General features: G+C 67.5%; 19 protein-coding genes. 17 read left to right on the top strand and 2 right to left on the bottom strand.

Going from position 1 to position 23576, the window contains the following annotated elements; translation table 11 throughout:
• The first annotated feature begins 38 nt into the window (after positions 1–38).
• From ACUZUJ_RS18925 to ACUZUJ_RS18915, 3 genes are all read left to right on the top strand, one after another.
• The gene (locus tag ACUZUJ_RS18925) at positions 39–1967 is read left to right on the top strand and encodes a M1 family metallopeptidase (protein ID WP_014038524.1); all 1929 of its coding nucleotides are present in this window, start codon (positions 39–41) and stop codon (positions 1965–1967) included.
• Positions 1968–2092: 125 nt separating this feature from the next.
• The gene (locus ACUZUJ_RS18920; RefSeq protein WP_049443690.1) at positions 2093–2824 is read left to right on the top strand and encodes a hypothetical protein; all 732 of its coding nucleotides are present in this window, start codon (positions 2093–2095) and stop codon (positions 2822–2824) included.
• Positions 2824–3447, top strand: coding sequence for an HAD family hydrolase (locus ACUZUJ_RS18915; RefSeq protein WP_049443688.1), 624 nt, complete (start codon positions 2824–2826; stop codon positions 3445–3447). Before ACUZUJ_RS18920 ends, ACUZUJ_RS18915 begins: the two co-directional genes overlap by 1 nt.
• A 143-nt stretch (positions 3448–3590) precedes the next feature.
• Here ACUZUJ_RS18915 and ACUZUJ_RS18910 read toward each other — a convergent pair whose 3' ends face one another.
• Positions 3591–4529 carry a carbohydrate kinase family protein gene (locus ACUZUJ_RS18910; RefSeq protein WP_049443686.1) on the bottom strand — a complete coding sequence of 313 codons (939 nt, stop codon included), beginning with the start codon at positions 4527–4529 and terminating at the stop codon, positions 3591–3593.
• A 283-nt stretch (positions 4530–4812) separates the two neighbouring features.
• On the opposite strand from ACUZUJ_RS18910, the gene ACUZUJ_RS18905 reads away from it, so the two are divergent.
• From ACUZUJ_RS18905 to ACUZUJ_RS18865, 9 genes are all read left to right on the top strand, one after another.
• Positions 4813–5859 (top strand): rod shape-determining protein, encoded by a 1047-nt coding sequence (locus ACUZUJ_RS18905; RefSeq protein ID WP_005419402.1) that lies wholly within the window; start codon positions 4813–4815, stop codon positions 5857–5859.
• A 121-nt stretch (positions 5860–5980) separates the two neighbouring features.
• Positions 5981–7363: a rod shape-determining protein MreC gene (gene mreC, locus ACUZUJ_RS18900; protein ID WP_458220891.1), complete on the top strand. Its 1383-nt coding sequence runs from the start codon at positions 5981–5983 to the stop codon at positions 7361–7363.
• Positions 7360–7845 carry a rod shape-determining protein MreD gene (mreD, locus tag ACUZUJ_RS18895; protein ID WP_005419400.1) on the top strand — a complete coding sequence of 162 codons (486 nt, stop codon included), beginning with the start codon at positions 7360–7362 and terminating at the stop codon, positions 7843–7845. The genes mreC and mreD overlap by 4 nt, the downstream gene beginning before the upstream one ends.
• Before the next feature lie 3 nt (positions 7846–7848).
• Positions 7849–9924: a penicillin-binding protein 2 gene (gene mrdA, locus ACUZUJ_RS18890; RefSeq protein WP_049443684.1), complete on the top strand. Its 2076-nt coding sequence runs from the start codon at positions 7849–7851 to the stop codon at positions 9922–9924.
• Positions 9921–11033, top strand: coding sequence for a rod shape-determining protein RodA (gene rodA / locus ACUZUJ_RS18885; RefSeq protein WP_049443682.1), 1113 nt, complete (start codon positions 9921–9923; stop codon positions 11031–11033). Before mrdA ends, rodA (ACUZUJ_RS18885) begins: the two co-directional genes overlap by 4 nt.
• 122 nt (positions 11034–11155) lie before the next feature.
• Positions 11156–12250 carry a rod shape-determining protein RodA gene (gene rodA / locus ACUZUJ_RS18880; RefSeq protein ID WP_170871752.1) on the top strand — a complete coding sequence of 365 codons (1095 nt, stop codon included), beginning with the start codon at positions 11156–11158 and terminating at the stop codon, positions 12248–12250.
• A gap of 692 nt (positions 12251–12942) precedes the next feature.
• On the top strand, positions 12943–14088 hold the full coding sequence (mltB, locus tag ACUZUJ_RS18875) for a lytic murein transglycosylase B (RefSeq protein WP_101766094.1): 1146 nt from the start codon (positions 12943–12945) through the stop codon (positions 14086–14088).
• Positions 14085–15356, top strand: a complete 1272-nt coding sequence (locus ACUZUJ_RS18870) for a septal ring lytic transglycosylase RlpA family protein (RefSeq protein WP_049443676.1) — start codon at positions 14085–14087, stop codon at positions 15354–15356. Before mltB ends, ACUZUJ_RS18870 begins: the two co-directional genes overlap by 4 nt.
• A 100-nt stretch (positions 15357–15456) precedes the next feature.
• Positions 15457–16677, top strand: coding sequence for a D-alanyl-D-alanine carboxypeptidase family protein (locus ACUZUJ_RS18865; protein ID WP_101766093.1), 1221 nt, complete (start codon positions 15457–15459; stop codon positions 16675–16677).
• Between the two features lie 226 nt (positions 16678–16903).
• On the opposite strand, the gene ACUZUJ_RS18860 is transcribed toward ACUZUJ_RS18865, so the two are convergent.
• Positions 16904–17962: a lipid A deacylase LpxR family protein gene (locus ACUZUJ_RS18860; RefSeq protein WP_197622230.1), complete on the bottom strand. Its 1059-nt coding sequence runs from the start codon at positions 17960–17962 to the stop codon at positions 16904–16906.
• Positions 17963–18313: 351 nt separating this feature from the next.
• Between ACUZUJ_RS18860 and ACUZUJ_RS18855 the strand changes: the two genes are divergently transcribed.
• The 5 genes from ACUZUJ_RS18855 to ACUZUJ_RS18835 all read left to right on the top strand — a co-directional run bounded on the left by ACUZUJ_RS18855 (position 18314) and on the right by ACUZUJ_RS18835 (position 23566).
• Positions 18314–18592 carry a YbeD family protein gene (locus tag ACUZUJ_RS18855; RefSeq protein WP_005411067.1) on the top strand — a complete coding sequence of 93 codons (279 nt, stop codon included), beginning with the start codon at positions 18314–18316 and terminating at the stop codon, positions 18590–18592.
• Positions 18580–19290, top strand: coding sequence for a lipoyl(octanoyl) transferase LipB (lipB, locus tag ACUZUJ_RS18850; protein ID WP_014038512.1), 711 nt, complete (start codon positions 18580–18582; stop codon positions 19288–19290). Before ACUZUJ_RS18855 ends, lipB begins: the two co-directional genes overlap by 13 nt.
• A gap of 18 nt (positions 19291–19308) precedes the next feature.
• Positions 19309–20319 (top strand): lipoyl synthase, encoded by a 1011-nt coding sequence (gene lipA / locus ACUZUJ_RS18845; RefSeq protein WP_049442836.1) that lies wholly within the window; start codon positions 19309–19311, stop codon positions 20317–20319.
• A gap of 234 nt (positions 20320–20553) precedes the next feature.
• Positions 20554–22731, top strand: a complete 2178-nt coding sequence (locus tag ACUZUJ_RS18840; RefSeq protein ID WP_049442837.1) for a carboxy terminal-processing peptidase — start codon at positions 20554–20556, stop codon at positions 22729–22731.
• A gap of 232 nt (positions 22732–22963) precedes the next feature.
• Positions 22964–23566 carry a DUF2242 domain-containing protein gene (locus ACUZUJ_RS18835; RefSeq protein WP_458220892.1) on the top strand — a complete coding sequence of 201 codons (603 nt, stop codon included), beginning with the start codon at positions 22964–22966 and terminating at the stop codon, positions 23564–23566.
• The last annotated feature ends 10 nt before the right edge of the window (positions 23567–23576 follow it).

Raw genomic sequence — 23576 nt, 5'->3', positions numbered from 1 at the left:
TACCATTGGGGGTCTGATCCCCGTAACGGTCCCGATTCATGCGTAATCCGCTGATGCTCCTTCCGCTGGCCGTGGCCCTGGCCGCCGGCTGCTCCCAGGAGGCGGCCGCGCCCGCCGCCGCCCCGACTGCCGCAAAGGCTCCCGCCGCCCCCGTGAACGCCGAGAACCGCAGCCACGACGAAAGCTCGTACGCCGAGCCGGACAAGGTCGTCATCAAGGACATCGCGCTGGATCTGAAGCTGGACTTCGACCAGAAGCAGATCGGCGGCACCGCCACCTACACCCTGGAATGGAAGCAGAAGGATGCCAAGCAGCTGGTGCTCGACACCCGCGAGCTGACCGTGTCCAAGGTCGAGGCCGTCGCCGCCGATGGCGCGCGCAGCGCGCTGAAGTTCGAGCTGGCCCCGGTCGACAAGGTGTTCGGCAGCAAGCTGACCATCGAGGCCCCGGAACAGCCGGCCAAGGTGGAAGTGACCTACCACACCGCACCGACCGCTTCGGGCCTGCAGTGGCTGGCGCCGTCGATGACCGAGGGCAAGAAGCTGCCCTTCATGTTCAGCCAGTCGCAGGCCATCCACGCCCGTTCCTGGGTGCCGCTGCAGGACACCCCGAGCGTGCGCTTCACCTACAGCGCGCACGTGGTCTCGCGCCCGGACGTGATGGTGCTGATGAGCGCCGACAACGATCCGAAGGCCGCGCGTGACGGTGACTACACCTTCAAGATGCCGCAGCCGATTCCGTCGTACCTGCTGGCCATCGCCGCCGGTGACCTGGTGTTCGAACCGATCTCCGGCCGCTCCGGCGTCTGGGCCGAGCCGACCATGGTCAACAAGGCCGCCAAGGAATTCGAAGACACCGAGAAGATGATCGGTGCCGCCGAGAAGCTGTACGGCGAATACCGCTGGGGCCGCTACGACATGCTGGTGCTGCCGCCGTCGTTCCCGTTCGGCGGCATGGAGAACCCGCGCCTGACCTTCGCCACCCCGACCGTGATCGTCGGTGACAAGTCGCTGGTCTCGCTGGTCGCACACGAACTGGCGCACAGCTGGTCGGGCAACCTGGTGACCAACGCCAGCTGGAAGGACATCTGGCTCAATGAAGGCTTCACCACCTACGTCCAGGGCCGCATCACCGAAGCCCTGTACGGCAAGGAGATGGCCGAGATGGAGAAGCAGATCGACCAGACCGACCTGCTGGCCGAAGTGAAGGACATGAGCCCGGCCGACCAGGCGCTGGCGCTGCCGCCGCTGAACGAGCGTGACCCCGACGAAGCCCTCAGCCAGGTGGCCTATGTCAAGGGCTCGTGGTTCCTGGAATTCCTGGAACAGCGCTTCGGCCGCGAGACCTTCGATCCGTTCCTGCGCGGTTGGTTCGATGACCACGCATTCCAGAGCGCGAACACCGACCAGTTCGTCGAGTACATGAAGAAGAACCTGCTGCCGAAGAATCCGTCGGCAGTGACCGAGGCCGAACTGAAGGCATGGCTGGACGAGCCGGGCATTCCGGCGTTCGCGGCCAAGGCGCAGTCGCGCAACTTCAGCAGTGTCGATACCGCGCGCATTGCCTTTGCCAGCGCCGGCACCGTGCCGAGCAGCCAGGTCATCGCCGACTGGAGCACGCAGGAATGGGTGCGCTTCATCGACGGCCTGGGCGCGACCCAGCCGCTGGACAAGCTGGCCACGCTGGACAAGGCGTTCCACTTCACCGGCACCCCGAATGGCGAGATCGCCATGCGCTGGTACCCGCTGGCGATCCGCAGCGGTTACGAGCAGGCCAATGAAGGTGCAGCCGCGTTCATCGAGCGCGTCGGTCGTCGCAAGCTGATCATGCCGATCTACGCCGAACTGGTGAAGACGCCGAAGGGTCTGGAGCTGGCCAAGCAGGCCTTCGAAAAGGCCAAGCCGGGCTACCACCCGATCACCACCGCCTCGGTCCAGGACATGCTGGCCAAGGCCGAAGCCAAGTAAGAAGACGCGCCGGGTATCCCCCGGCGCTTTTCTTTGTAGAGTCGAGCCATGCTCGACTGGCTCTTCAACAGCAGTCGAGCATGGCTCGACTCTACAAGAATGCGAAAACACCAAGGACCTCCGCCATGAAACGACTGATCCTGCTCACCGCCTGTGCCCTGGCCCTGGCCGCCTGCAGCAACCCCGAGGAAGAGCGCAAGGCGCAGGAAGCCGCCGCGGCCGCCGTGCAGGCGCAGAAGGAGGCCAAGGCCGAAGACGTGGCCAAGCAGTACGACATGGCCGTGGCCGCGCAGGACTGGGAACGCGCGCGCCTGCATGGCGCCTCGCTGCTGGACCAGTACAAGGACACCGCCGCCGCCGAGCGCATCGCCGCAGGCTTCGACGAGGTCAAGGCCAAGGGCGATGCCGCGCGCGACCTGCGCCGCATGCAGGCGCTGTGGCAGTACAACCAGATCCCGGTAGGCAGCAAGGGCAACCAGGTTTCGGCGCAGATCTACAGCAAGGAACGAGTGGACGTGGATGGCAGCGGCGCCAAGCCGGTGCAGCTGGTGTTCCGCGATCATCCGGAGTGGAAGCGGCATGCCTACCTGGTGCTGCAGGCCGGCGATTTCCGCTGCCCGCAGTGCACGGTGAAGGTGACCGTGGACGACGGCAAGCCGATTTCCATGGCGGCGTGGCGGCCGAAGACCGATGAAGCCATTGCCCTGTTCATCACCGACCAGAAGGCGCTGTGGAAGCTGGCGCGCAAGGGCAAGTCGATCAGCATCGAGTTCCCGGTCAAGGCTGGCGGCACGCGCACGGCCGTGTTCGAAACCGGCGGTGTCGACGCCAGCCGCATGCCGCAGTGGTGGCAGTGATGATCGCGACGGGCAGCGCAGTGCACGCGTTGTCCGCGATCCGGCACTGGGTGTTCGACATGGACGGCACGCTGACGGTGGCCGTGCATGATTTCGCCGCGATCCGCCGCGCGCTGCAGATTGCCGCGGAGGAAGACATCCTCGACCATATCGCAGCGCTGCCGGATGCACCGGCCCAGGCCAAGCGTGAGTGGCTGCTGGATCACGAACGCGCGCTGGCCGAGGACGCACTGCCGGCGCCGGGTGCGGTGAAGCTGCTGCGTGCGCTGGCAGCCGACGGTTGCCGGCTGGGCATCCTGACCCGCAACGATCATGCGCTGGCGAAGCTGACGCTGGACGCGATCGGGGTTGGGGAACTGTTCGACGATGCCGACATCATCGGCCGCGATGAAGCCGTGCCCAAGCCCTCACCGGATGGGCTGCAGCAGCACCTGCGGCATTGGGGCATCGCAGCGTCGGAGGCGGTGATGGTCGGTGACCACGCCTACGACCTCGAGTGTGGCCGCGCCGCGGGCACCCACACCGTGCTGGTCAACCTGCCGGAAAATCCGTGGCCGGGCCGTGCCGACTGGCATTTCGCCGATTGCCGCGACCTGTTGGCCGCCTGGCAGCAGAAGGGGTAGTGCCGGCCGCTGGCCGACAGTGTCGACCAGGGTCGACACCTACCAACAGCATTCCCGATAGCGCATCGGGTGGAAAGCCCCCTTGTTGTTCAAGGGGGCGCGCCGAAGGCGCGGGGATAAGGTGGAATGCGCGAGCAATCTGGTTACGCACTAAGCGCGTAGCCAAATTGCTGCTTGAACTGCTCGTTGAACTCATCAAAGGTGAAGCGCTGGTTCTGCGTGCCCGGGTGCTCGACCTTCAGCGCGCCCATCAGGTTGCCCATGCGGCCGATGGTCAGCCAGTCGTAGCCCTTCTGGATGCCGTAGATCAGGCCGGCGCGGAAGGCGTCGCCACAGCCGGTCGGGTCGACCACACGGCGCTCGTGTGCCGGCGGGATGTCGTAGCTCTTTTCCGGGGTGTGGATGACCGCGCCCTTCGGGCCGCGGGTGGTGATGTAGGCCTTCACCCGGCTGACGATCTCCTTCTCGTCCCAGCCGGTGCGTTCCTGCAGCAGGTTCGACTCGTAGTCGTTGACCACCACGTAGTCGGCCTGCTCGATGAAGGCGCGCAGCTCCGGGCCGTTGAACAGCGGCATGGCCTGGCCCGGGTCGAAGATGAACGGAATGCCGTCTTCGTGGAATTCCTGCGCGTTCTGGATCATGCCTTCGCGGCCGTCCGGGCCGACCAGGCCCAGGGTCACGCCCGGCACGCCACGCACGTGGTTCTCGTAGGAACGCATCATCGCGCCCGGGTGGAAGGCGGTGATCTGGTTGTTGTCGTGATCGGTGGTGATGAACGCCTGCGGGGTGAACAGCTCATCGATCACGCGCACGCGCGACAGGTCGATGCCCAGGCCGTCGAAGTATTCGCGGTACGGGCCGAAGTCCGAACCCACGGTGCCCATCGGGATCGGCTGGCCGCCCAGCAGGTGCAGGTTGTAGGCGATGTTGCCGGCGCAGCCGCCGAACTCGCGGCGCATGCGCGGCACCAGGAAGGACACGTTCAGGATGTGCACCTTGTCCGGCAGGATGTGATTCTTGAACTGGTCCGGGAACACCATGATGGTGTCGAAGGCAAGAGAACCACAGATCAGAGCGGACATCGATGTAAGCCTATGCGGTGAATTTTGGGGTGGGCCGGCCCGGTTCAGCGGGCAAGCAAACGGCGCCCTTGGGCGCCCGACGGCGCAAAGGTTACCCGCTGGTGCCGCTCAGGGCCAGAACCGGGTGAGACCCGATCAGGCCGAAAGCCTGTGAAGACGCGGGTTCAGCTAGTTTTTTCCTTGCTCGGCGGCAGGCGGGTTGCTAGGCTTGTCGGCCTCGAATTCTGCCCATTTTTTCGCCATCCCGCGGCGGGCACGACACCCCTCAGGACTCCTTCCTCAGATGTTCAAGAAACTCCGTGGCATGTTCTCCAACGACCTGTCCATCGACCTGGGCACGGCTAACACCCTCATCTACGTGCGCGGGCAGGGGATCGTGCTGAACGAGCCGTCGGTCGTGGCCGTGCGCCAGGACCGTGCCATCGGTGGCACCCGCTCGGTGGCAGCCGTGGGCGCCGAAGCCAAGCAGATGCTGGGCCGTACCCCGGGCCACATCACCACCATCCGCCCGATGAAGGACGGCGTCATCGCCGACTTCACCTACACCGAGGCGATGCTCAAGCACTTCATCAAGAAGGTGCACAAGTCGCGCGTGCTGCGCCCGAGCCCGCGCGTGCTGGTCTGCGTGCCGGCCGGCTCGACCCAGGTCGAGCGCCGCGCGATCAAGGAATCGGCCGAGGAAGCCGGTGCCCGTGACGTGTTCCTGATCGAAGAGCCGATGGCCGCCGCGATCGGTGCCGGCATGCCGGTCACCGAAGCCCGTGGCTCGATGGTCATCGACATCGGCGGCGGCACCACCGAAGTGGCGGTGATCTCGCTCAACGGCATCGTCTATTCGGCCTCGGTCCGCATCGGCGGCGACCGCTTCGACGAGTCGATCACCAACTACGTGCGCCGCAACCACGGCATGCTGATCGGTGAAGCCACCGCCGAGCGCATCAAGGTCGAGCTGGGCTGCGCCTACCCGCAGGCGGAAGTGATCGAGATGGAAATCTCCGGCCGCAACCTCGCCGAGGGCGTGCCGAAGATGATCAAGATCAGCTCCAACGAGGTGCTTGAAGCCCTGCACGAGCCGCTGTCGGGCATCGTCAGCGCGGTCAAGCTGGCGCTGGAGCAGACCCCGCCGGAACTGTGCGCCGACGTCGCCGAGCGCGGCATCGTGCTGACCGGTGGTGGCGCTCTGCTGCGCGACCTGGACCGCCTGATCTCCGAGGAAACCGGCCTGCACGTGCAGGTGGCCGACGATCCGCTGACCTGCGTGGCCCGCGGTGGCGGCCGTGCGCTGGAGCTGGTGGACATGCACGGCAACGAGTTCTTTGCGCCGGAATAAGCCGTCCCGGCCGTTCCTGCCCGCCGCGCCCTTCCGGGGTGCGGCCCGCCGCGATGGCGGGCCGGCACCGGCGGGGCGCCCGCGTGTTTCCCTTCCGCCTTCTGCCAGTTGAATCGTTGCCGTGCCGCCCTACGCCGGTCCTCCCGTTGCCTCCCGATCCGGTGATGCCGCCAGCCCCCTGAGGTTGCTGGCTTACCTCGCATTGGCCATCACCCTGATCGTGCTCGACGACCAGGCCGGCTGGCTGGCGCGCCTGCGCGAGCAGGCCAACAGCCTGGTGCAACCGGTATGGGCGCTGGCTGGCCTGCCCGGCAAGCTCGGCAACCAGGTCAAGGATTCCGCCGCCAGCCACACCCAGCTGGTGACCGAGAACCGCGAACTGCGCAACCAGCTGCTGCTGGCCAACGCGCGCCTGACCCGCCTGCAGACCGCCGCGCTGGACAACGCCCAGCTGCGCGAACTGCTGAACGTGGCCGAGCGCAGTGGCCTGGACGTGCAGCTGGCGCCGATCCTGGACATCGACCTGGACCCGGTGAAGCAGCGGCTGGTGCTTGATGCCGGCACCCGCGAGGGCGTGCATGTCGGCCAGGCGGTGATCGACGCCGGCGGCTTGATGGGGCAGGTGATCAGCGTCACCGGCGGCACCTCCACCGTGCTGCTGCTGACCGACCCCGACCACGCGGTGCCGGTCACCGTGGCCCGCAACGGCGTGCGCCTGATCGTCTACGGCCGCGGCGACAAGCTGGAGCTGCGCGACATTCCGCTCAGCGCCGGCGTGGAAGTGGGCGATGAGATCGTCACCTCCGGCCTCGGCGGGCGCTTCCCGGCCGGCTTCCCGGTCGGCACCATCACCGGCCTGCGCCCGGACGATACCCATGCCTTCCTGGTCGGCGAACTGAAGCCGGCGGCCCAGCTCGACCGCGGCCGCGACGTGCTGTTGCTGCGCCCGGGCGCGGCGATCCGGATTCCGCCGGAACTGCGCCTGCAACTGGAAGCCACCGCGCCGGGCGGCCCGGCCAGCGCCGCTGCCGCGCCGGCGGGAGCCGTGCCTGCGGCAACCACACCGGCCGCCACCGCGCCGGCACCCGTCCCGGCAACGCCTGCACCGGCCGTGGGCCGGTCACCGGCTCCGTCTGCGACGCCGACGGTGGTCCCGGCCTCCTCGCTTGATCCTGCTGCTCCGGTAGTGCCGGCCGCTGGCCGGCAGCAATCCTCGTCTGTGACGAGGAATGCTGCCCCCGCATCCTCCCTTGCCCCCCCGCCTTCGGCGCGCCCCCTTGAACAACAAGGGGGCTCTCCACCCGATGCTGGGTCGGCCCGGGTAGTGCCGGCCGCTGGCCGGCAACCGGCTCCGTCTTCGACGAAGCCGGTTGTCCCCGCATCCTCCCTTACCCCCGCGCCGTCGGCGCGCCCCCCTCAACAAGAGGGGGGCTCTCCCCCGGCCAGCTCCACGGTAGTGCCGGCCGCTGGCCGGCAACCGACCACGCCGGAGGCCCAGCGATGAGCCGTCTGCGAGACAACCCGTGGGTGCTGCCGGCCAGCCTGGTGGTGGCGCTGCTGCTGGGCCTGCTGCCGTTGCCGGCGCTGCTGCAGCCGCTACGCCCGTACTGGCTGGCGCTGGTGCTGGCGTACTGGGTCATCGAGGCGCCCGAGCGTGTCGGCCTGGGCATCGCCTTCGCCAGCGGCGTGGTCGCCGACCTGCTGTACGGCGGCGTGCTGGGCGAACAGGCGCTGCGGCTGGTGATGCTGGCCTTCATCCTGCAGCGCTTCCGCGCCCGCATCCGCTTCTTCCCGATGTCGCAGCAGATGCTGGCCATCGGCGGCCTGCTGTTCAACGACCGCATCGTCAGCGCGCTGGTCCACATCGTGGTGGATGAGCCGACCCTGCCGTGGTCGTACTGGTGGGCACCGCTGCTGGGCATGGGCCTGTGGCCGCTGGTGTTCGTGCTGCTGGACGCGGTGCGCTTCGGCAAGCGCGGGCGCTGAGCCATGATCCCGCGCCGCCAGGTCAAGAACCCGCACGCCGAAGCCGAACAGTTCCGCCGCCGTGCGGCGCTGGGCTTCCTGGGCGTGCTGGTCTGCCTGCTGGGCCTGGGGGGCTGGTACTTCAAGCTGCAGGTGCTGGACCACGACGTCTACGCCACGCGCTCGGAAGCCAACCGCATCAAGCCGCGGCCGGTGGTGCCCGGGCGCGGCATGATCTACGACCGCAACGGCCGCCTGCTGGCCGAGAACGTGCCGGCGTTCCGCCTGGACGTGACGCCGGACAAGGTCAAGGACATGGACGCCACCCTGGAAGGGTTGGCGAAGATCATCAACATCAGCCCGGAAGAGCTGGAAGCGTTCAACAAGTCGCGCAAGGCGCGCCGCAAGTTCCTGCCGGTCACGCTGAAGCTGCGCATGAGCGACGAGGAGATGGCGCGCTTCGCGGTCGACCGCTGGCGCTTCCCCGGCGTCGAGCTGGAGCCCTACCTGACCCGCCGCTATCCCTACGGCGATCTGTTCGCGCACATCATCGGCTACGTCGGCCGCGTCGATGACAAGGACCTGGAGATCCTCGGCGAAGGCAACGCTGCGCTGACCCACATCGGCAAGTCCGGCCTGGAGCGCTATTACGAGCAGCAGCTGCGCGGCAAGGTCGGCTACGAACAGGTCGAGACCAACGTGCAGGGGCGTGCGATCCGCACCATCGGCCGCGTCGCCGCGCAGTCCGGCGCCGACCTGCGGCTGTCGATCGACGCCGACCTGCAGCGCGCCATGGTGGCTGCCTTCGGCGACCAGGAAGGTTCGGCGGTGGCGATGGACCCGCGCACCGGCGAAGTGCTGGCGATGGTCAGCCTGCCATCCTACGACCCCAACCTGTTCGTCAACGGCATCTCGCATGCCGACTTCAAGGCGCTGAACGAAAACCCGTCGCGGCCGCAGTTCAACCGCCTGGTGCTCGGTGGCGTCGCCCCCGGTTCCACGCTGAAGCCGCTGATCGGCCTGGCCGGCCTCGATTCGGGCGTGCGCCGCCCGGAAGACAAGGTGCTGTCCACCGGCATGTTCTACCTGCCGGGCACCTCGCGCGGCTGGGGTGACGCCCACCGTGGCGGCCACGGCTGGACAGACCTGCGCAAGTCCATCGCCGAATCGGTCAACACCTATTACTACAAGCTGGCGCTGGATCTGGGCATCGAGCGCTTCGACCATTACATGGAGTACTACGGCTTCGGCCAGCCGACCGGCATCGACCTCACCGGCGAGATCGGCGGCATCCTGCCGTCGCCGGCCTACAAGCGGAAGAGCCGCAAGGAAGCCTGGTACCCCGGCGATACGGTCAACATCAGCATCGGCCAGGGCGACTGGAAGGTCACCCCGCTGCAGCTGGCGCGCGGCGTCAGCGCACTGGCTGACGGCCAGCTGCGCACCCCGCACCTGGTGATCCAGCAGCGCGACGGTTTCGACAGCGACTGGTCGGCGATGCCGGCTGGCGAGAGCAAGCCGGTCAGCCCCAACCCCAACAACGTGCAGGCCGTGCGCGAGGGCATGATGGCGACCATGCGGCCCGGCGGCAGTGGCTGGCGCGTGGCGGTGGGTGCGCCGTACGTGATGGCCGGCAAGACCGGTACCGCGCAGGTCATCAGCCGCAAGGGCACCGCCGCCGTGAATCCGAAGAGCTTGCCGATGCACCTGCGCCACCGCGCGCTGTTCGTCGGCTTCGCGCCGGCGGACAATCCGGTCATCGCGATCGCGGTGGCCGTGGAAGGCGGTGGCTACGGTGGTTCGGCGGCCGCGCCGATCGCCCGCAAGGTGTTCGACGCCTACCTGCTGGGCAAGATGCCCGAAGGCATGCAGCCGCTGGACAGCGAGCGCGGCACCACCGCCATCGGCGCCACCGCGTTCGACAACGAAGACGCCGGCGCGCGCCAGGCTGGCGACCTCGCCGCGGCGCAGCTGGGAGAACATCCGGTGCTGGTCGGCGTGCCTGCGCCGGAACCTGCACCCGCACCGCAGCCGGGTACGCCGGCCGCCGCCGCGCTGCCTGCCACGCCGCGCCCGACCCCTGCGGAGCCAGCACGATGAGAGTGTTCCTGCGCTGGGCCGGCGACATGCTGCGCCGCTTCTTCAGCACGCTGGACTGGGTGCTGTGCCTGGCCCTGGGCGCGCTGATGGTGATCGGCCTGGCGACCTTGAAGAGTGCCGGTGGCGACAGCCTGGTGATGGCGCAGGGCGCGCGTTTCGCGGTGGGCATGGCCGCACTGTGGGGCATCTCGCGGGTGCCGATCCTGCGCATCCGCTCGGCCACGCCGATGATCTACGCGATCTCGATGATCCCGTTGCTGGCGGTGTTCGTGCTGGGCACCGGTAAATATGGCCGGCAGTGGCTGGACCTGAAGTTCTTCTACCTGCAGCCGGCCGAACTGCTGAAGGTCAGCCTGCCGATGATGGTGGCGTGGTACCTGCACAAGATGCCGCTGCCGCCGCGCTTCAGCACCGTGCTGACCGCGCTGGTCATCATCGGCGTGCCCACCGGCCTGGTGATGCTGCAGCCGGACTTCGGTACCGGCGTGCTGATTGCCGCCAGCGGCGTGTTCGTACTGCTGCTGGCGGGCCTGCCGTGGTGGTGGGTCGGCCTGGGCGTGGGTGGCGTGGCCGCGGTCGCGCCGGTGGCCTGGTTCTGGTTGCTGCGGCCGTACCAGAAGGACCGCATCATGATGTTCCTCGACCCGGAGATGGATGCACTGGGTGCCGGCTGGAACATCATCCAGTCGAAGATCGCGATCGGTTCCGGCGGCTTCGATGGCAAGGGCTGGGGCGAGGGCTCGCAGTCGCACCTGAACTTCATTCCCGAACAGACCACCGACTTCGCGTTCTCGGTGCTGAGCGAGGAGTTCGGCTGGATCGGCGTGGCCACCGTGCTGGCGCTGTACCTGGTGGTGATCGGGCGCTGCCTGTGGATCGCCAGCCAGTCGCGCGATTCCTATTCACGCCTGCTGGCCGGCGCCACCGGCCTGGCGTTCTTCGTCTATGTGCTGGTGAATGGCGGGATGATTTCCGGGCTGCTGCCGGTGGTCGGCGTGCCGATGCCGCTGATCAGCTACGGTGGTACCTCGGCGGTCTCGCTGCTGGCCGGTTTCGGCCTGGTGATGGCGGTGCGCAGCCACAATCCGGTGCATGGCGGCTACGGTTGAGTCCGGCGTCGGGGTCAGATCCCTTTTCCCACAGGAAAAGGGATCTGACCCCAGAGCTCGGCTACGGAGAGCAGGGGCGTCCTGACAGCTTCACGCAAGCGCCCGTTGCTACCGTGGCCAGCGTGGAATGGAAACGACTGCTTGGCGGCTGCCGTGAGGTGGTGCGCACCATCGATCTGCCGTTGCTGGCTGCCTTGTTGATCCTGATGGGCGCGGGCCTGGCGGTGCTGCACAGCGTGTCCGGGCCGGTGGGTGGCCAGGCAGCGCGCTTTGCCGGTGGGCTGCTGGCCATGTGGCTGCTGTCGCGCGTGTCGCTGCTGCGCCTGCGTGCATGGACACCGGCGTTGTATGCGCTGTCGATGTTGCCGCTGATGGCGGTGTACGTGATCGGCACCGGCAAGTACGGGCAGCGCTGGCTCAACCTGGGCGTGTTCTACCTGCAGCCGTCCGAGCTGCTCAAGCTGAGCCTGCCGTTGATGATGGCGTGGTACCTGCACCGGCAACCGCTGCCGCCGTCGCCGCGCACGGTACTGACCGCCGCAGTGCTGATCGGCGTGCCGGCGGTATTGATCCTGATGCAGCCCAATCTCGGCACCGCCACCTTGGTCACCGCCAGCGGCGTGTTTGCGTTGTTGCTGGCTGGACTGCACTGGGGCTGGGTGGCGACGGGTGCGGCAGGGCTGGCGGTGGCTGCACCCCTGGCCTGGTTCGGTCTGTTGCGGCAGTACCAGAAGGATCGCGTGCTGACTTTCCTCGACCCGGCGGCAGACCCGCTCGGCACCGGCTGGAACATCCTGCAGTCGCGCATCGCGATCGGTTCCGGTGGCTGGGAGGGGCGTGGCTGGGGGCAGGGCACCCAGGCCACGCTGGATTTCCTGCCCGAGTACACCACCGACTTCGCGTTTTCGGTGCTGGCCGAGGAGTTCGGCTGGATCGGCGTGGCGACGCTGTTTGCGCTGTACCTGTTCGTGGTCGGGCGTTGCCTGTGGATTGCAGTGCACGCGCGCGATACGCATGCGCGGTTGCTGGCCGGCAGCCTGGGGCTGGCGTTCTTCGTCTACGTGCTGGTGAACGGTGGAATGATCTCCGGCCTGCTGCCGGTGGTGGGCATTCCGATGCCGCTGATCAGCTACGGCGGGACGTCGGCGGTCTCGTTGCTGGCCGGCATCGGGTTGGTGATGGCGGTACGCGGGCACCGGCCCGTGCACGGGGGATAGGGTTTCCAGCCAACGGCGCAGCCCCTCGTGGGTGGTCGCGCAAAGCAGTTCATGGGTGGGGCCGGGTAGATGGGCTGCGCAGGGGACGCTGCAAGTACGTCCATGTAAGCTCGGTCGCCGCATCCATGCGGCTCACGCCCCTGCGCAGCCCATCTACCCGGCCAGCCCTCAGCAATCCGGCTTTCAGCGACCAATTCCACCCACGAGGGGCTGCGCCGTTGGCTGGAAACTTCCTGACTCTGCGCAATGCCCGTTGTGGAATCGTTCTCACAACGACGCACAGCAGCACGCGCTCTGACCAATTTCCAGAAAAAATGTTAGCTGGTTCACACTTTTACAGCGCGTTGATCTTGATCAATGGACTTGTCGTAATCGGCCTGCACAATGGCGGCCCGTTCGGCACGGCGCGCCGTCAATCGATGCAGCGCGAGGGGGCGTCGGGCGGGAAGCAGTACTGATCCAACGGGTACAGGGAGCGCGGGGTACTGCCACTGGGGAGCGGCAGCCGCGCAGGTACCGACCGGATCCGGTCGCCGGTTGCGTCTGCGGGGATGGGGACGCAACCGGCAACCTCTATCTGAATGGGGCAGGGTGATCACGACGTCTTCACATTTCCCGCTGAACACGGGCAAATCGTTGTGATTCATGGTGTTAGGGGTTTTAATTCATCCATGACCTGCTAACCTGCGACGATGATTCGACGCACTCTGGCCTGCATGCTCACCCTCGGCCTGGTCGCCTGTGCGACCCAGCCGAAGTCCCCACCGTCTTCGCCCCAGGCCAGCAGTACGCCGCGCCAACCCGCCGCCAAGGCCCATGGCCCGGCCGAGGCTGCGCCCGAAGCCACCGCTGCCACCGCGCCGCCGGTCGATCTGACTCCGGTGCCGTTCGAGGTCGCGCGGGCCCGCTTCATTGCCGATACCGCCAAGCGCTATGGCCTGAAGCCGGAGCAGATCAGCAGCGTGCTCGACCAGGCGCAGGTGCGCCAGCCGATCATCGCCGCGATGTCGCGCCCGGCCGAGCGGGTGAAGCCGTGGAACGAATACCGGCCGATGTTCATCAGCAAGGCGCGCATCGATGGCGGCCGCGCGTTCCTGGCCCAGCACCGTGCCGAACTGGATCGCGTGCAGCAGCGCACCGGCGTGCCGGCCGAAGTGATCGTGGCGATCATCGGCGTGGAAACCAGCTACGGCAAGAATGCTGGCAGCCATCGCGTGCTCGATGCGCTGTACACGCTGGCGTTCTATTACCCGCGCAGCGGCGACCCGGCCAAGCTGGAACGCGAAGTGCGCCGCGAGCTGTTCTTCCGCGATGAGCTGGCCAAGCTGTTCGAGCTGGGCCGCGAAGAGAACCTGGACATCACCACGCTCAAGGGCAGCTATGCCGGCGCGATGGGCATGGGCCAGTTCATGCCGTCCAGCTATCTGGATTACGCCGTGGACGGAAACGGTGATGGCCGCCGCGACCTGTTCACCAGCTACGACGACGTGTTCTCGTCCATCGCCAACTACTTCGTGAAGAAGGGCGGCTGGGTGCGTGGCGGACAGGTGGCCGTGCCGGCCACGCTGGCGCCGGGACGCGAGGAGTTCAATCCGACCGAATGGATGCCGACCTGGTCGATGGCCGACCTGGCGCAGCGCGGCTACCAGCCGAGCGCGTCGGTGCAGCCGGGCGCCACCGCCACCCCGATCACGCTTGAAGGCAGCACCGGCAAGCAGTACTGGCTGGGCTTCCAGAACTACTACGCGATCACCCGCTACAACCTCTCGAAGATGTACGCGATGGCCGTGTTCCAGTTGTCCCAGGCCATCGCCGGACAGGAGCTGCCCCCGGCATGAACATCAGATGGCTGGTCCCAGGCTTGATTGTCCTCGCGTTGGCTGCCTGCAGCAGCGCGCCGAAGAAGCCGGCCACGGCCGGCCATGGTGGCAAGTCGGGTGGCACCCTGGTGCAGGGGCGCGGCTCGCGCCCGGCACACTGTCCGGAAGGGTCGCCGTACGCGGCGGCCAAGGAAGACCTGAGTACCCGCGGCAACTACACCGCCGGTGGCCTGTACAAGCCGGGCGTGCGCGACAGCACGCCGGATTACATTCCCAACGTGGCCTGCATTCCCGAGCCGGAAGTGACCGCCGAGGAGCGCTCGGCGATCGGCAACAAGTCGCCGTACGTGGTGCTGGGCAAGTCGTACAAGGTGCTCGACGATACCCATGACTATGTCGAGCGCGGCACCGCGTCGTACTACGGCGCCAAGTTCCATGGTCGCCTGACCTCCAACCGCGAGGTCTACGACATGTACCAGTTCACCGCCGCGCACAAGACGCTGCCGCTGCCCAGCTTCGCCCGCGTGACCAACCTCGACAACGGCGAGTCGGTGATCGTGCGCGTCAACGATCGCGGCCCGTTCCACGATGGCCGCGTGGTCGATCTCAGTTATGCCGCCGCGGTGCGCCTGGGCATCACCCAGCGCGGCACCGGCAACGTCGAAGTGCGCGCGCTGCAGCCGGGCGAGAGCAACCTGCTGGCGCAGAAGCCGTCGCGCCGCGAGCGTCGTGCCGCCGAAGCGGCAGCCGCGGTGGCCAGTGCGCGCCCGGCACCGACCGCGCGCGCAACCGCCGACAGCGATATCGATCGCCTGGTCAAGGGTCTGCCGGCCGATGGCATGCCGGCGCGTGGCCAGCCGGCTACCACCCAGGGTGTGGCCAGCACCGTGCCAGATGTGGCGGTCAGCAGCCTGCCGCCGAGTGCGCCGCTGGTGCGCAGCACTGCACCGGCACCGGTTGCAGTCGCCAGCGCTGCGCCGCGCGCCGTCGCGCCGGCACCGGTGCGCACCGTCGCCGCTACGCCGGCGGCACCCAGCCTGTCGCAGCAGGTGGTGGGCGCGGTGATGGTGCAGGTCGCCAGCTTCTCCAGCCGAGACAACGCCAACCGCGCGATGGGCCAGCTCAATGCCGCCGGCATCGTCGGTGCGACCATCAGCGACATCGCCGCCGGTGGCCGCACGCTGTTCCGCCTGCGCGTTCCCGCCAACGACCATGCCAGTGCTGCGGAACTTGTCGGCCGCATCGCCGGTCTGGGCCTGGGTTCGCCGCAGATCGTCAAGGATTGATCCGCCCGGGCCGGTGCTGCCGGCCCATGCTCCCCCGGCCTTACAATGGCCGTTACGTTCCACCCTCCATTCCCGGCCGTCCCCTGGAGCCTGCTGTCCAATGAATTTCCGTTCCGCCGCCACCGCCCTGGCCGCCACCCTGGTGGTGGGCCTGGCTTCCGCCCAGACGCCGCTGCCGACCCCGGCCACGCCGGCGCCTGCCGCCGCCGCTGCTGCCCCGGCCACCGTCGCCACTCCGCCGGCCCCGGCGCCGAGCGTGTCCAAGGCCTGGGTCCTGATGGATTACGCCACCGGCCAGGTGCTGGCTGGCGAGAACATCCACGAGCAGCTGGCCCCGGCCAGCATCACCAAGGTGATGACGTCCTACGTGATCGCCGCCGAGGTCAAGAACGGCAAGGTCCGTGCGGATGACCAGGTGATGATGAGCGAGCGCGCCTGGCGCGAGGGTGGCGCCGGCACCGATGGCAGCTACAGCGGCTTCCCGGTCAACCAGACCGCACGCCTGGAAGACATGGAAAAGGGCATGGCGATCCAGTCCGGCAATGACGCCGCGATCGCCCTGGCCGAGCACGTGGCCGGCAGCGAAGAAGCCTTTGCGTCGCTGATGAACAGCTACGCCGCCAAGATCGGCATGAAGGACTCGCACTTCGTCAACGCCCATGGCCTGACCGCACAGGGCCACCACAGCACCGCCTACGACCTGGCGCTGCTGGGCCGCGCAATGGTGCGTGATTACCCGGAAACCTACGCGTACAACAAGATCAAGGAATTCCAGGTCGGCAACATCAAGCAGCCGAACCGCAACCTGCTGTTGTGGCGCGATGGCAGCGTGGACGGCATCAAGACCGGCCACACTTCCGAAGCCGGCTACTGCCTGATGAGCTCGGCCCAGCGTGGCGACCAGCGCCTGATCGCCGTGGTGCTGGGTGGTTCGTCGGAGAAGCAGCGTGCCGATGACAGCCTGGCCCTGCTGAACTGGGGCTTCCGCTTCTTCGAGACCCACCGCCTGTACGAACCGGGCAAGGCCGTGGCCGAGCACAAGGTCTGGAAGGGCACCACCGACAAGGTGCAGCTGGGCGTGGCCCAGCCGATGCTGGTGAGCGTGCCGCGCGGCCGCTACAACGACCTGAAGCCGAGCATCGACGTGCCCAAGACCCTGGAAGCACCGTTCACCGCCGGCCAGCAGATCGGCACCGTGAAGGTCACCCTGGATGGCAAGGTCATCGCCGAGGCACCGCTGGTGGCCGTGGCCGCCGTCGAGCAGGCCGGCTTCTTCAAGCGCCTGTGGGACAGCTTCTGGATGTGGTGGGAATCGGAATGATCCACGCCCCGGCGTGGTGAACGGAAAGGCCGGCGAATGCCGGCCTTTTCTGTTTCGGGATGCCGCTTGCGCATGAATCCTGCCGGATGGGGGTAGTGCCGGCCGCTGGCCGGCTCCCCATGAACCCATCCGGATGTGGGTAGTGCCGGCCGCTGGCCGGCACCCCATGAACCCATCCGGATGTGCCAACAGCCGGCCAGCGGCCGGCACTACCTCAGCCCCTCGCTTACAGCGAGCGGCTGATGGTGAAGCTGCCGAACACCGGCGACTGGCGCTGGCCATCGAATTCGCGGGTGCTGTGGTAACGCGCGACTGCGAATTTCCAGCGCCCACGCATCACCGCGATGCCGTAGCCGCCCTGGGCCACCACGTGGCGCTTGTCCACACTGTGGCTGCTGCGGAACGTGTTGCCGTCCAGGGTGATGTCGCGGATCATCCACGCCGCGTCGGTGGTCACGAACAGGTGCCATGACCAGCCGTTGGGACGACCACCACGGGTCGGTGCCGTGTTCTCGCCGGCCGGACGCAACGGTGTGCTGCCGAAATCATCGGGCAGCTTCCAGCCGAAACGCACTTCGCCACCGGCATTGGCCTTGGTTTCCAGGTTGCCGATCGCACCACCGTAGTGGCTGATCGCATCCCAGCCCCAGCCGCCGGCATTGACGCTGGCATCGGCCGGCCAGCGGCGCATGCGCTCGTGGGTCAGCATGAACACCGGTTCGTTGTGCAGCTGGTTGTCCCAGCCCTCGAACTTCTTGTCGCCCAGGAGGTTGTGCACCGCGTCCTGCACCTGCTTGCCCTGAGCCCACGGACCGACCACGCCCAGCGTCAGCTGGGTGGTCTGCAGGCGGTCGCCGCTGCGCGCGTTGAAGCCGAAGCTGGCGATCAGCACGCCGGCATACGGGCGGTCATCCTTGATCAGATCGCGGCGGGCCGGGTCGGTCGGGGTGAAGATGCCCTGGCCGATGCTGAAGATCATGTTCTGCTGTTCGAACCTGCCGGGGTGCAGCCCTTCCAGGTACTGGTTCACCCAGCGCGCCATGCGCGGCAGGCAGGGGTCGTCGGTGTAGTCGACCAGGTTCGGCGAGACCAGGGTCAGCTGCGCGCCGTTGGTGTAGCCCTGGTCCTGGTGGCGGCCACCGAACAGGTCGTTGTCGACGCGGAAATTGATCTGCGGCGGGTGGTCGCGCATGGCGTCCGGGCCACACTGTTCGGCCGCCTGGGCGGCAAGGGGAAGGGTAGCGGCCAGCAGGCCGGCCAGCCCGAGGGCTGCGACACTACGCATGGATGGAATGCTCATGGGGAAGGGGGCGGTTTTCTGTCGTTTTCTGCAACGCCACGGTACTCGCGCCCGCGCGTCGGAACGAGCGCGTTGGGATCACTTGTCTGTTCCGAAAACAACATTGTCCGACGGACACAATTTGTTACCCGATCAGGCGCCGGTACCGTTCCACGCAGGCGCCGCAGCTCGCCCTGGGGGTGCTGTGGCCCGGCCGCAGCGGGGGATTGCAGTCAGCTGCGGTTGGGCCTTCGGCCCGGGCGCCGGGGCCGTCTGCAACGCAGCAGGCCGCCCGTGCCGTCTTTGACGTTGATGAATACTCTTGGGTTTGTCGCCCTGCGGCCCGATAATGGGGCCATGGAAATCAAGTCCGACAACCCCGACCACGGCTTCCAGTTCCCCGGCCAGTTCGAGCTCAGCGCCATGGGCCCGGCCAACCGCGGCCTGGAGCATGAGCTTCCCCGTCTGCTGCTGGCTGCCGGCATCGATGTGGTGAACGAACGCATCAGCTGGAAGCATTCGTCCAACGGCAAGTACGTGTCCGTCCGTATCGTGTTCAAGGCCGAGAGCCGCGAGCAGTACGACCTGGCGCACCAGGCACTGCGCGACCACCCGGAAGTGAAGTGGACGCTGTAGCCGACAGCTGCCCGGCCGAAGCCGCCCCGGAAGACCGCGCGCCGCGTCCGGCGGTGGTCCGTGACCTCGGCCGCCAGGCCTATGAACCGGTGTGGCGCGCCATGCAGCGCTTCACCGACCAGCGCAGCGACGCCGACGCCGACGAGCTGTGGGTAGTCGAGCACGATCCGGTGTTCACCCTGGGCCAGGCCGGCAAGGATGAGCATGTGCTGGCGCCGGGCGATATCCCCGTGCTGCACGTGGACCGTGGCGGCCAGGTGACCTATCACGGCCCCGGCCAGATCGTGGTCTATCCATTGCTGCGCCTGCCGCGGCTGGGCATCGGCGTGCGCGACTACGTGTGCCGCATCGAGCAGGCGCTCATCGATACCCTGGCCGAGTGGAACATCGGCGCCGAACGCCGCGAGGGCGCCCCGGGCGTCTACGTCGGTGGCGCTAAGATCGCCGCGCTCGGCATCCGCGTGCGCCGCGGCTGCACCTTCCATGGCCTGGCCTTCAACGTGGCCATGGACCTGGAACCCTTCCACCGCATCAACCCCTGTGGCTATCAAGGGTTGCAGGTGACCTCGGTGGTAGACTTGGGCGGCCCCTCCGGGATGGATGCCGTCAAGCCGGTGCTGCTGGACCACCTGGCCCGCCAGTTCGGCCTGCTGCTGCAGCACACGCCGGAACTGCCCGATCTTTCTGCGGCCGCCTGACCGCCCCCCGGAACTGCCATGACTGAAACCACCGCCCGTTCCATTCCCCTGCAGATCGTGCAGGGCGACTCTCCGTCCGCCGCGCCGTTGCAGGCCGGGGTCAAGCAGCTGGGCGGTGACAAGATCAACCGTTCGCCGGTGCAGTTCGCCGACGCGCCGGTGCTGCGCAAGCCGTCCTGGATCCGCGTGCGCATTCCCTCGGGCAATGCCGTGCAGAACCTGAAGGCCAAGCTGCGCGAGAACCGCCTCGTGACGGTGTGCGAGGAAGCCAGCTGCCCGAACATCCACGAGTGCTTCGGCCATGGCACCGCCACCTTCATGATCCTCGGCGAGGTCTGCACCCGCCGCTGCTCGTTCTGCGACGTGGCCCACGGCCGCCCGAAGCCGCCGGATGCCAACGAGCCGGCCAGCCTCGGCCAGACCGTGGCCGACATGGGCCTGAAGTACGTGGTGGTGACCAGCGTCGACCGCGATGACCTGCGCGATGGCGGTGCCCAGCACTTCGTCGACTGCATCACCGCCATCCGCGCGAAGTCGCCGGGTACCCGCATCGAAGTGCTGACCCCGGACTTCCGTGGCAAGGGCCGCATGGAGCGCGCGCTGGAGATCCTGGCGCAGAACCCGCCGGACGTGTTCAACCACAACATCGAGACCGTGCCGGACCTGTACCGCAACGTGCGCCCGGGTGCGGACTACCAGTGGTCGCTGAACCTGCTGAAGAACTTCAAGGCGCAGCACCCGGACGTGCCGACCAAGAGCGGCATCATGCTGGGCCTGGGCGAAGAGTTCGAACAGATCAAGGCCACCATGCGCGACCTGCGCGCGCATGACGTGGACATGATCACCATCGGCCAGTACCTGCAGCCGACCGCGCACCACCACCCGGTACTGAAGTACTGGACCCCCGAGGACTACAAGGCGCTGGAAGACTACGGCTACGAGCTGGGCTTCAGCCACGTGGCCTCCGGCCCGATGGTGCGCTCGTCGTACCACGCCGACGTGCAAGCCAAGGGCGCGGGCGTCCGGTAAGCGGTTGCCGCCGGGCCACGGCCCGGCGCTGCCAATGGGTGCCACCACCAGCATGGTGGGTGCGGACCGTTGGTCCGCACGCCTTTGCCTGCATTCACAATTTGCTACACCGGCCCCGCTAGGCTGGTTTTCCACCGAGCGCGGCCGGGTGACAAACCCGGCAACTTTCGGCACTGTCGTGGTGTCTGAACACCCTGCAGTCTCCCCCTTGGCAAGGCGCCTTCGAGCACGTCAATGAAATTCAAAGCCCCCGCATTCCTGATGGCCCTGGCGCTGGTCGCGCCGCTGGCGCTGGCGGCCAAGGCCGACTCGCCCGCATTGCCCGCGGCGGCCACCGCCGATCAGGTGACCACCTCCAAGCTGGTGTACGGCCTGTTGTCCGACAGCCGTTACGCCTACCGCCCGCGTGCGCTGGACGAGGCCACCTCCAAGGACGTGTTCAAGCGCTATCTGGAGACCCTGGACGGCGGCAAGCAGTACTTCACCCAGGCCGACGTGGCGCGCTTCGCGCCGTTCGAAGCCAATATCTCCTCGGCCATCCGTGGCGGCGAGCTGGAGCCGGCGTTCCAGGTGTTCGCGGTCTACAAGCAGCGCGTCGGCGAGCGCGTGGCCTATGCGCGCAAGCTGCTCAAGCAGGAACCGGACTTCACCACCGACGAGCGCTTCGAATACGACCGCAAGAAGGTGCCGTGGGCGGCCAGCAGTGCCGAGCTGGATGAGCTGTGGCGCAAGTCGGTGAAGAACGACTGGCTGCGCCTGAAGCTGGCCGGCAAGAAGCCGGACGACATCCGCAAGACGCTGGACAAGCGCTACGCGACGCTGGAGAAGTCGGTCAACGAACTGAAGGGCGAAGACGTCTTCCAGTTCTTCATGAACTCGTACACCAGCGCGGTTGATCCGCACACCGATTACTTCACCCCGCGCACCGCCGAGAACTTCAACCAGGCGATGTCGCTGTCGCTGGAAGGTATCGGTGCGCAGCTGCAGCGCCAGGACGATGTGGTGGTGATCCGCGAGATCATCGCCGGCGGTCCGGCCGCAGTGGACGGCACGCTGAAGCCGGGTGACCGCATCGTCGGCGTTGGCCAGGGCAAGTCCGGCCTGGTCGAGGATGTGATCGGCTGGCGCATCGACGATGTCGTGGCCAAGATCCGCGGCGCCAAGGACACCCAGGTCAAGCTGGAATTCATTCCAGCTGCCGAAGGTGCCGACGGCAAGCACCACACCCTGGTGCTGACCCGGCAGAAGGTGCGCCTGGCCGAACAGGCCGCCAAGGGCGAGACCATGACCATTCCGGCCGCCAACGGCGAGCCGGCACGGAAGATCGGCGTGATCAAGCTGCCGACCTTCTACCAGGACTTCGAAGGCCGCCGCCGCAATGCCGCCGACTATGCCTCGGCCACCCGCGACGTGGCCAAGCTGCTGGCCGGTTTCAAGAACGACAAGCTGGACGGCGTGGTGCTGGACCTGCGCAACAACGGCGGTGGTTCGCTGGATGAAGCGATCGAACTGACCGGCCTGTTCATCGAGCAGGGCCCGGTGGTGCAGGTGCGCGAGTCCGGTGGCCGCGTCACCGTCAACAGCGACCGCAACCAGGGTGTGGCGTGGGACGGCCCGCTGGCGGTGCTGATCAACCGTGGTTCGGCCTCGGCCTCGGAGATCTTCGCCGGTGCCATCCAGGACTACGGTCGTGGCCTGGTGATCGGTGAAACCAGCTTCGGCAAGGGCACGGTGCAGAACATCGTCGACCTCGACCGTTGGCCGAGCGGCGAGACCCAGCGCTTCGGCCAGGTCAAGCTGACCATCGCCCAGTTCTTCCGCATCAGCGGCAGCAGCACCCAGCACAAGGGGGTAGTGCCGGACCTGGCCTTCCCGGCCAGCGTCGATGCCACCGAATTCGGCGAAAGCACCTACGACAACGCGCTGCCGTGGACCCGCATCGCCGCCGTGCCGCACACCCAGTACGGCAACTTCGCGCCGCTGCTGCCGAAGCTGGAGACCCGTCACGACGCGCGTATCGCCACTGACAAGGAATTCCAGTGGTGGAACGAGGACGTGCAGCAGTTCCGCACTGAAGCGGCGAAGAAGTACATCTCGTTGAACGAAGCGACCCGTCGCGCCGAGCGCGAGCGCCAGGACGCCCAGCGCAAGGAGCGCCAGGTGCAGCGCAAGGAACTGGGCCTGGCCCTGGACCCGCTGGCCGACGACAGCAGCGACGATGGCCTGACCGGCAACGAGCGTGACATCGTGAAGGATGCCGCGCGCGAGAAGGCGGCGGAAAAGCGCCCGGACCCGCTGCTGCGCGAGTCGGCCTCGATCCTCGCCGACGCGGTGAACCTGCTGGCCAACGACCGCCCGCTGTCCGCACAGGTGCTGCCGCAGTCCACCGGCGCGGGGCGTTGGGCGGACTGAGCCGGAGACGGCATGTGATACCCGAGGGGCCGGCATTGCCGGCCCCTTTCTGTTTGGGGACCTCGTTCACGGTAGCGCCGGGCCATGCCCGGCGAGCGAACTGCCACAAACGACTTAATCCCCTCCGTCCCCTTTTTCGTGCATGAACCGGGAGCAACGTGGGGGGGCATGTCGACCTGCCGCACACGGGGGCGGGACTACCCTTGGTGCTTCCGTTCTCGCAGGAGTACCCATGCGGGCCTCCCGTCTTTCCAGCGCTGCCGTGGCGCTTACCAGCGCCCTGATCCTCTCGGCCTGTGGGGGCCGTGCCGCCGACAGCACCGTGCTGCGCGAATCCTTCGATTCCGGCGATACCTTCTCGCGCACGGTCGATGGGCGCCCGGGCGACGCCTGCGAGGCGGCGCGCCGCACCCTGCTCAGCCAGGGCTATGCCATCGCACGTTCCGATGATGCACAGGTGGAGGGCAACAAGAATTTCCAGCCGCGCGAGGATGACCATGAGCAGCTGGTGCTACGGATCTCCTGCGCCCCGCGTGGCAGCCAGACGCTGGTGTTCGTCAGCGCAGTGCAGGATCGCTACGCGCTGAAGAAGAGCCCGACTTCGGCCAGTGTCGGTGTGGGCGCGCTGGGCTCGGTGTCGCTGCCGTTCGGCAGCAACGACGACTCGCTGGTGAAGGTGGCCAGCAGCACGGTCACCGACGCCGAGTTCTATCGTCGCTTCTTCCAGCGCCTGGAGCAGTACCTGCCGGCTGCGGCGGGCAAATCTGCGCCATCGCCATCGCCATCGCCGGCAGCGGCGCCGGAGCCCGCACCGGCGGTCACGGACCAGGGCTGAGCGTGCGCGG

The sequence above is a fragment of the Stenotrophomonas sp. S4 genome, assembly GCF_054187805.2.
The sequence above is the reverse complement of the archived record's forward strand: the minus strand, read 5'-3'. Positions and strand labels throughout refer to the sequence as shown.

Excerpts from the sequence above, each read along its gene's own strand:
- ACUZUJ_RS18855 (WP_005411067.1), top strand. The coding sequence starts at position 18,314 with ATGGAAATCAAGTCCGACAACCCCGACCACGGCTTCCAGTTCCCCGGC.
- ACUZUJ_RS18915 (WP_049443688.1), top strand. The coding sequence starts at position 2,824 with ATGATCGCGACGGGCAGCGCAGTGCACGCGTTGTCCGCGATCCGGCAC.
- ACUZUJ_RS18860 (WP_197622230.1), bottom strand. The coding sequence starts at position 17,962 with ATGCGTAGTGTCGCAGCCCTCGGGCTGGCCGGCCTGCTGGCCGCTACC.
- rodA (WP_049443682.1), top strand. The coding sequence starts at position 9,921 with ATGAGAGTGTTCCTGCGCTGGGCCGGCGACATGCTGCGCCGCTTCTTC.
- lipA (WP_049442836.1), top strand. The coding sequence starts at position 19,309 with ATGACTGAAACCACCGCCCGTTCCATTCCCCTGCAGATCGTGCAGGGC.
- ACUZUJ_RS18910 (WP_049443686.1), bottom strand. The coding sequence starts at position 4,529 with ATGTCCGCTCTGATCTGTGGTTCTCTTGCCTTCGACACCATCATGGTG.
- ACUZUJ_RS18870 (WP_049443676.1), top strand. The coding sequence starts at position 14,085 with ATGAACATCAGATGGCTGGTCCCAGGCTTGATTGTCCTCGCGTTGGCT.
- ACUZUJ_RS18905 (WP_005419402.1), top strand. The coding sequence starts at position 4,813 with ATGTTCAAGAAACTCCGTGGCATGTTCTCCAACGACCTGTCCATCGAC.
- ACUZUJ_RS18835 (WP_458220892.1), top strand. The coding sequence starts at position 22,964 with ATGCGGGCCTCCCGTCTTTCCAGCGCTGCCGTGGCGCTTACCAGCGCC.
- ACUZUJ_RS18865 (WP_101766093.1), top strand. The coding sequence starts at position 15,457 with ATGAATTTCCGTTCCGCCGCCACCGCCCTGGCCGCCACCCTGGTGGTG.
- mltB (WP_101766094.1), top strand. The coding sequence starts at position 12,943 with ATGATTCGACGCACTCTGGCCTGCATGCTCACCCTCGGCCTGGTCGCC.
- mreD (WP_005419400.1), top strand. The coding sequence starts at position 7,360 with ATGAGCCGTCTGCGAGACAACCCGTGGGTGCTGCCGGCCAGCCTGGTG.
- ACUZUJ_RS18925 (WP_014038524.1), top strand. The coding sequence starts at position 39 with ATGCGTAATCCGCTGATGCTCCTTCCGCTGGCCGTGGCCCTGGCCGCC.
- mrdA (WP_049443684.1), top strand. The coding sequence starts at position 7,849 with ATGATCCCGCGCCGCCAGGTCAAGAACCCGCACGCCGAAGCCGAACAG.
- ACUZUJ_RS18920 (WP_049443690.1), top strand. The coding sequence starts at position 2,093 with ATGAAACGACTGATCCTGCTCACCGCCTGTGCCCTGGCCCTGGCCGCC.
- ACUZUJ_RS18840 (WP_049442837.1), top strand. The coding sequence starts at position 20,554 with ATGAAATTCAAAGCCCCCGCATTCCTGATGGCCCTGGCGCTGGTCGCG.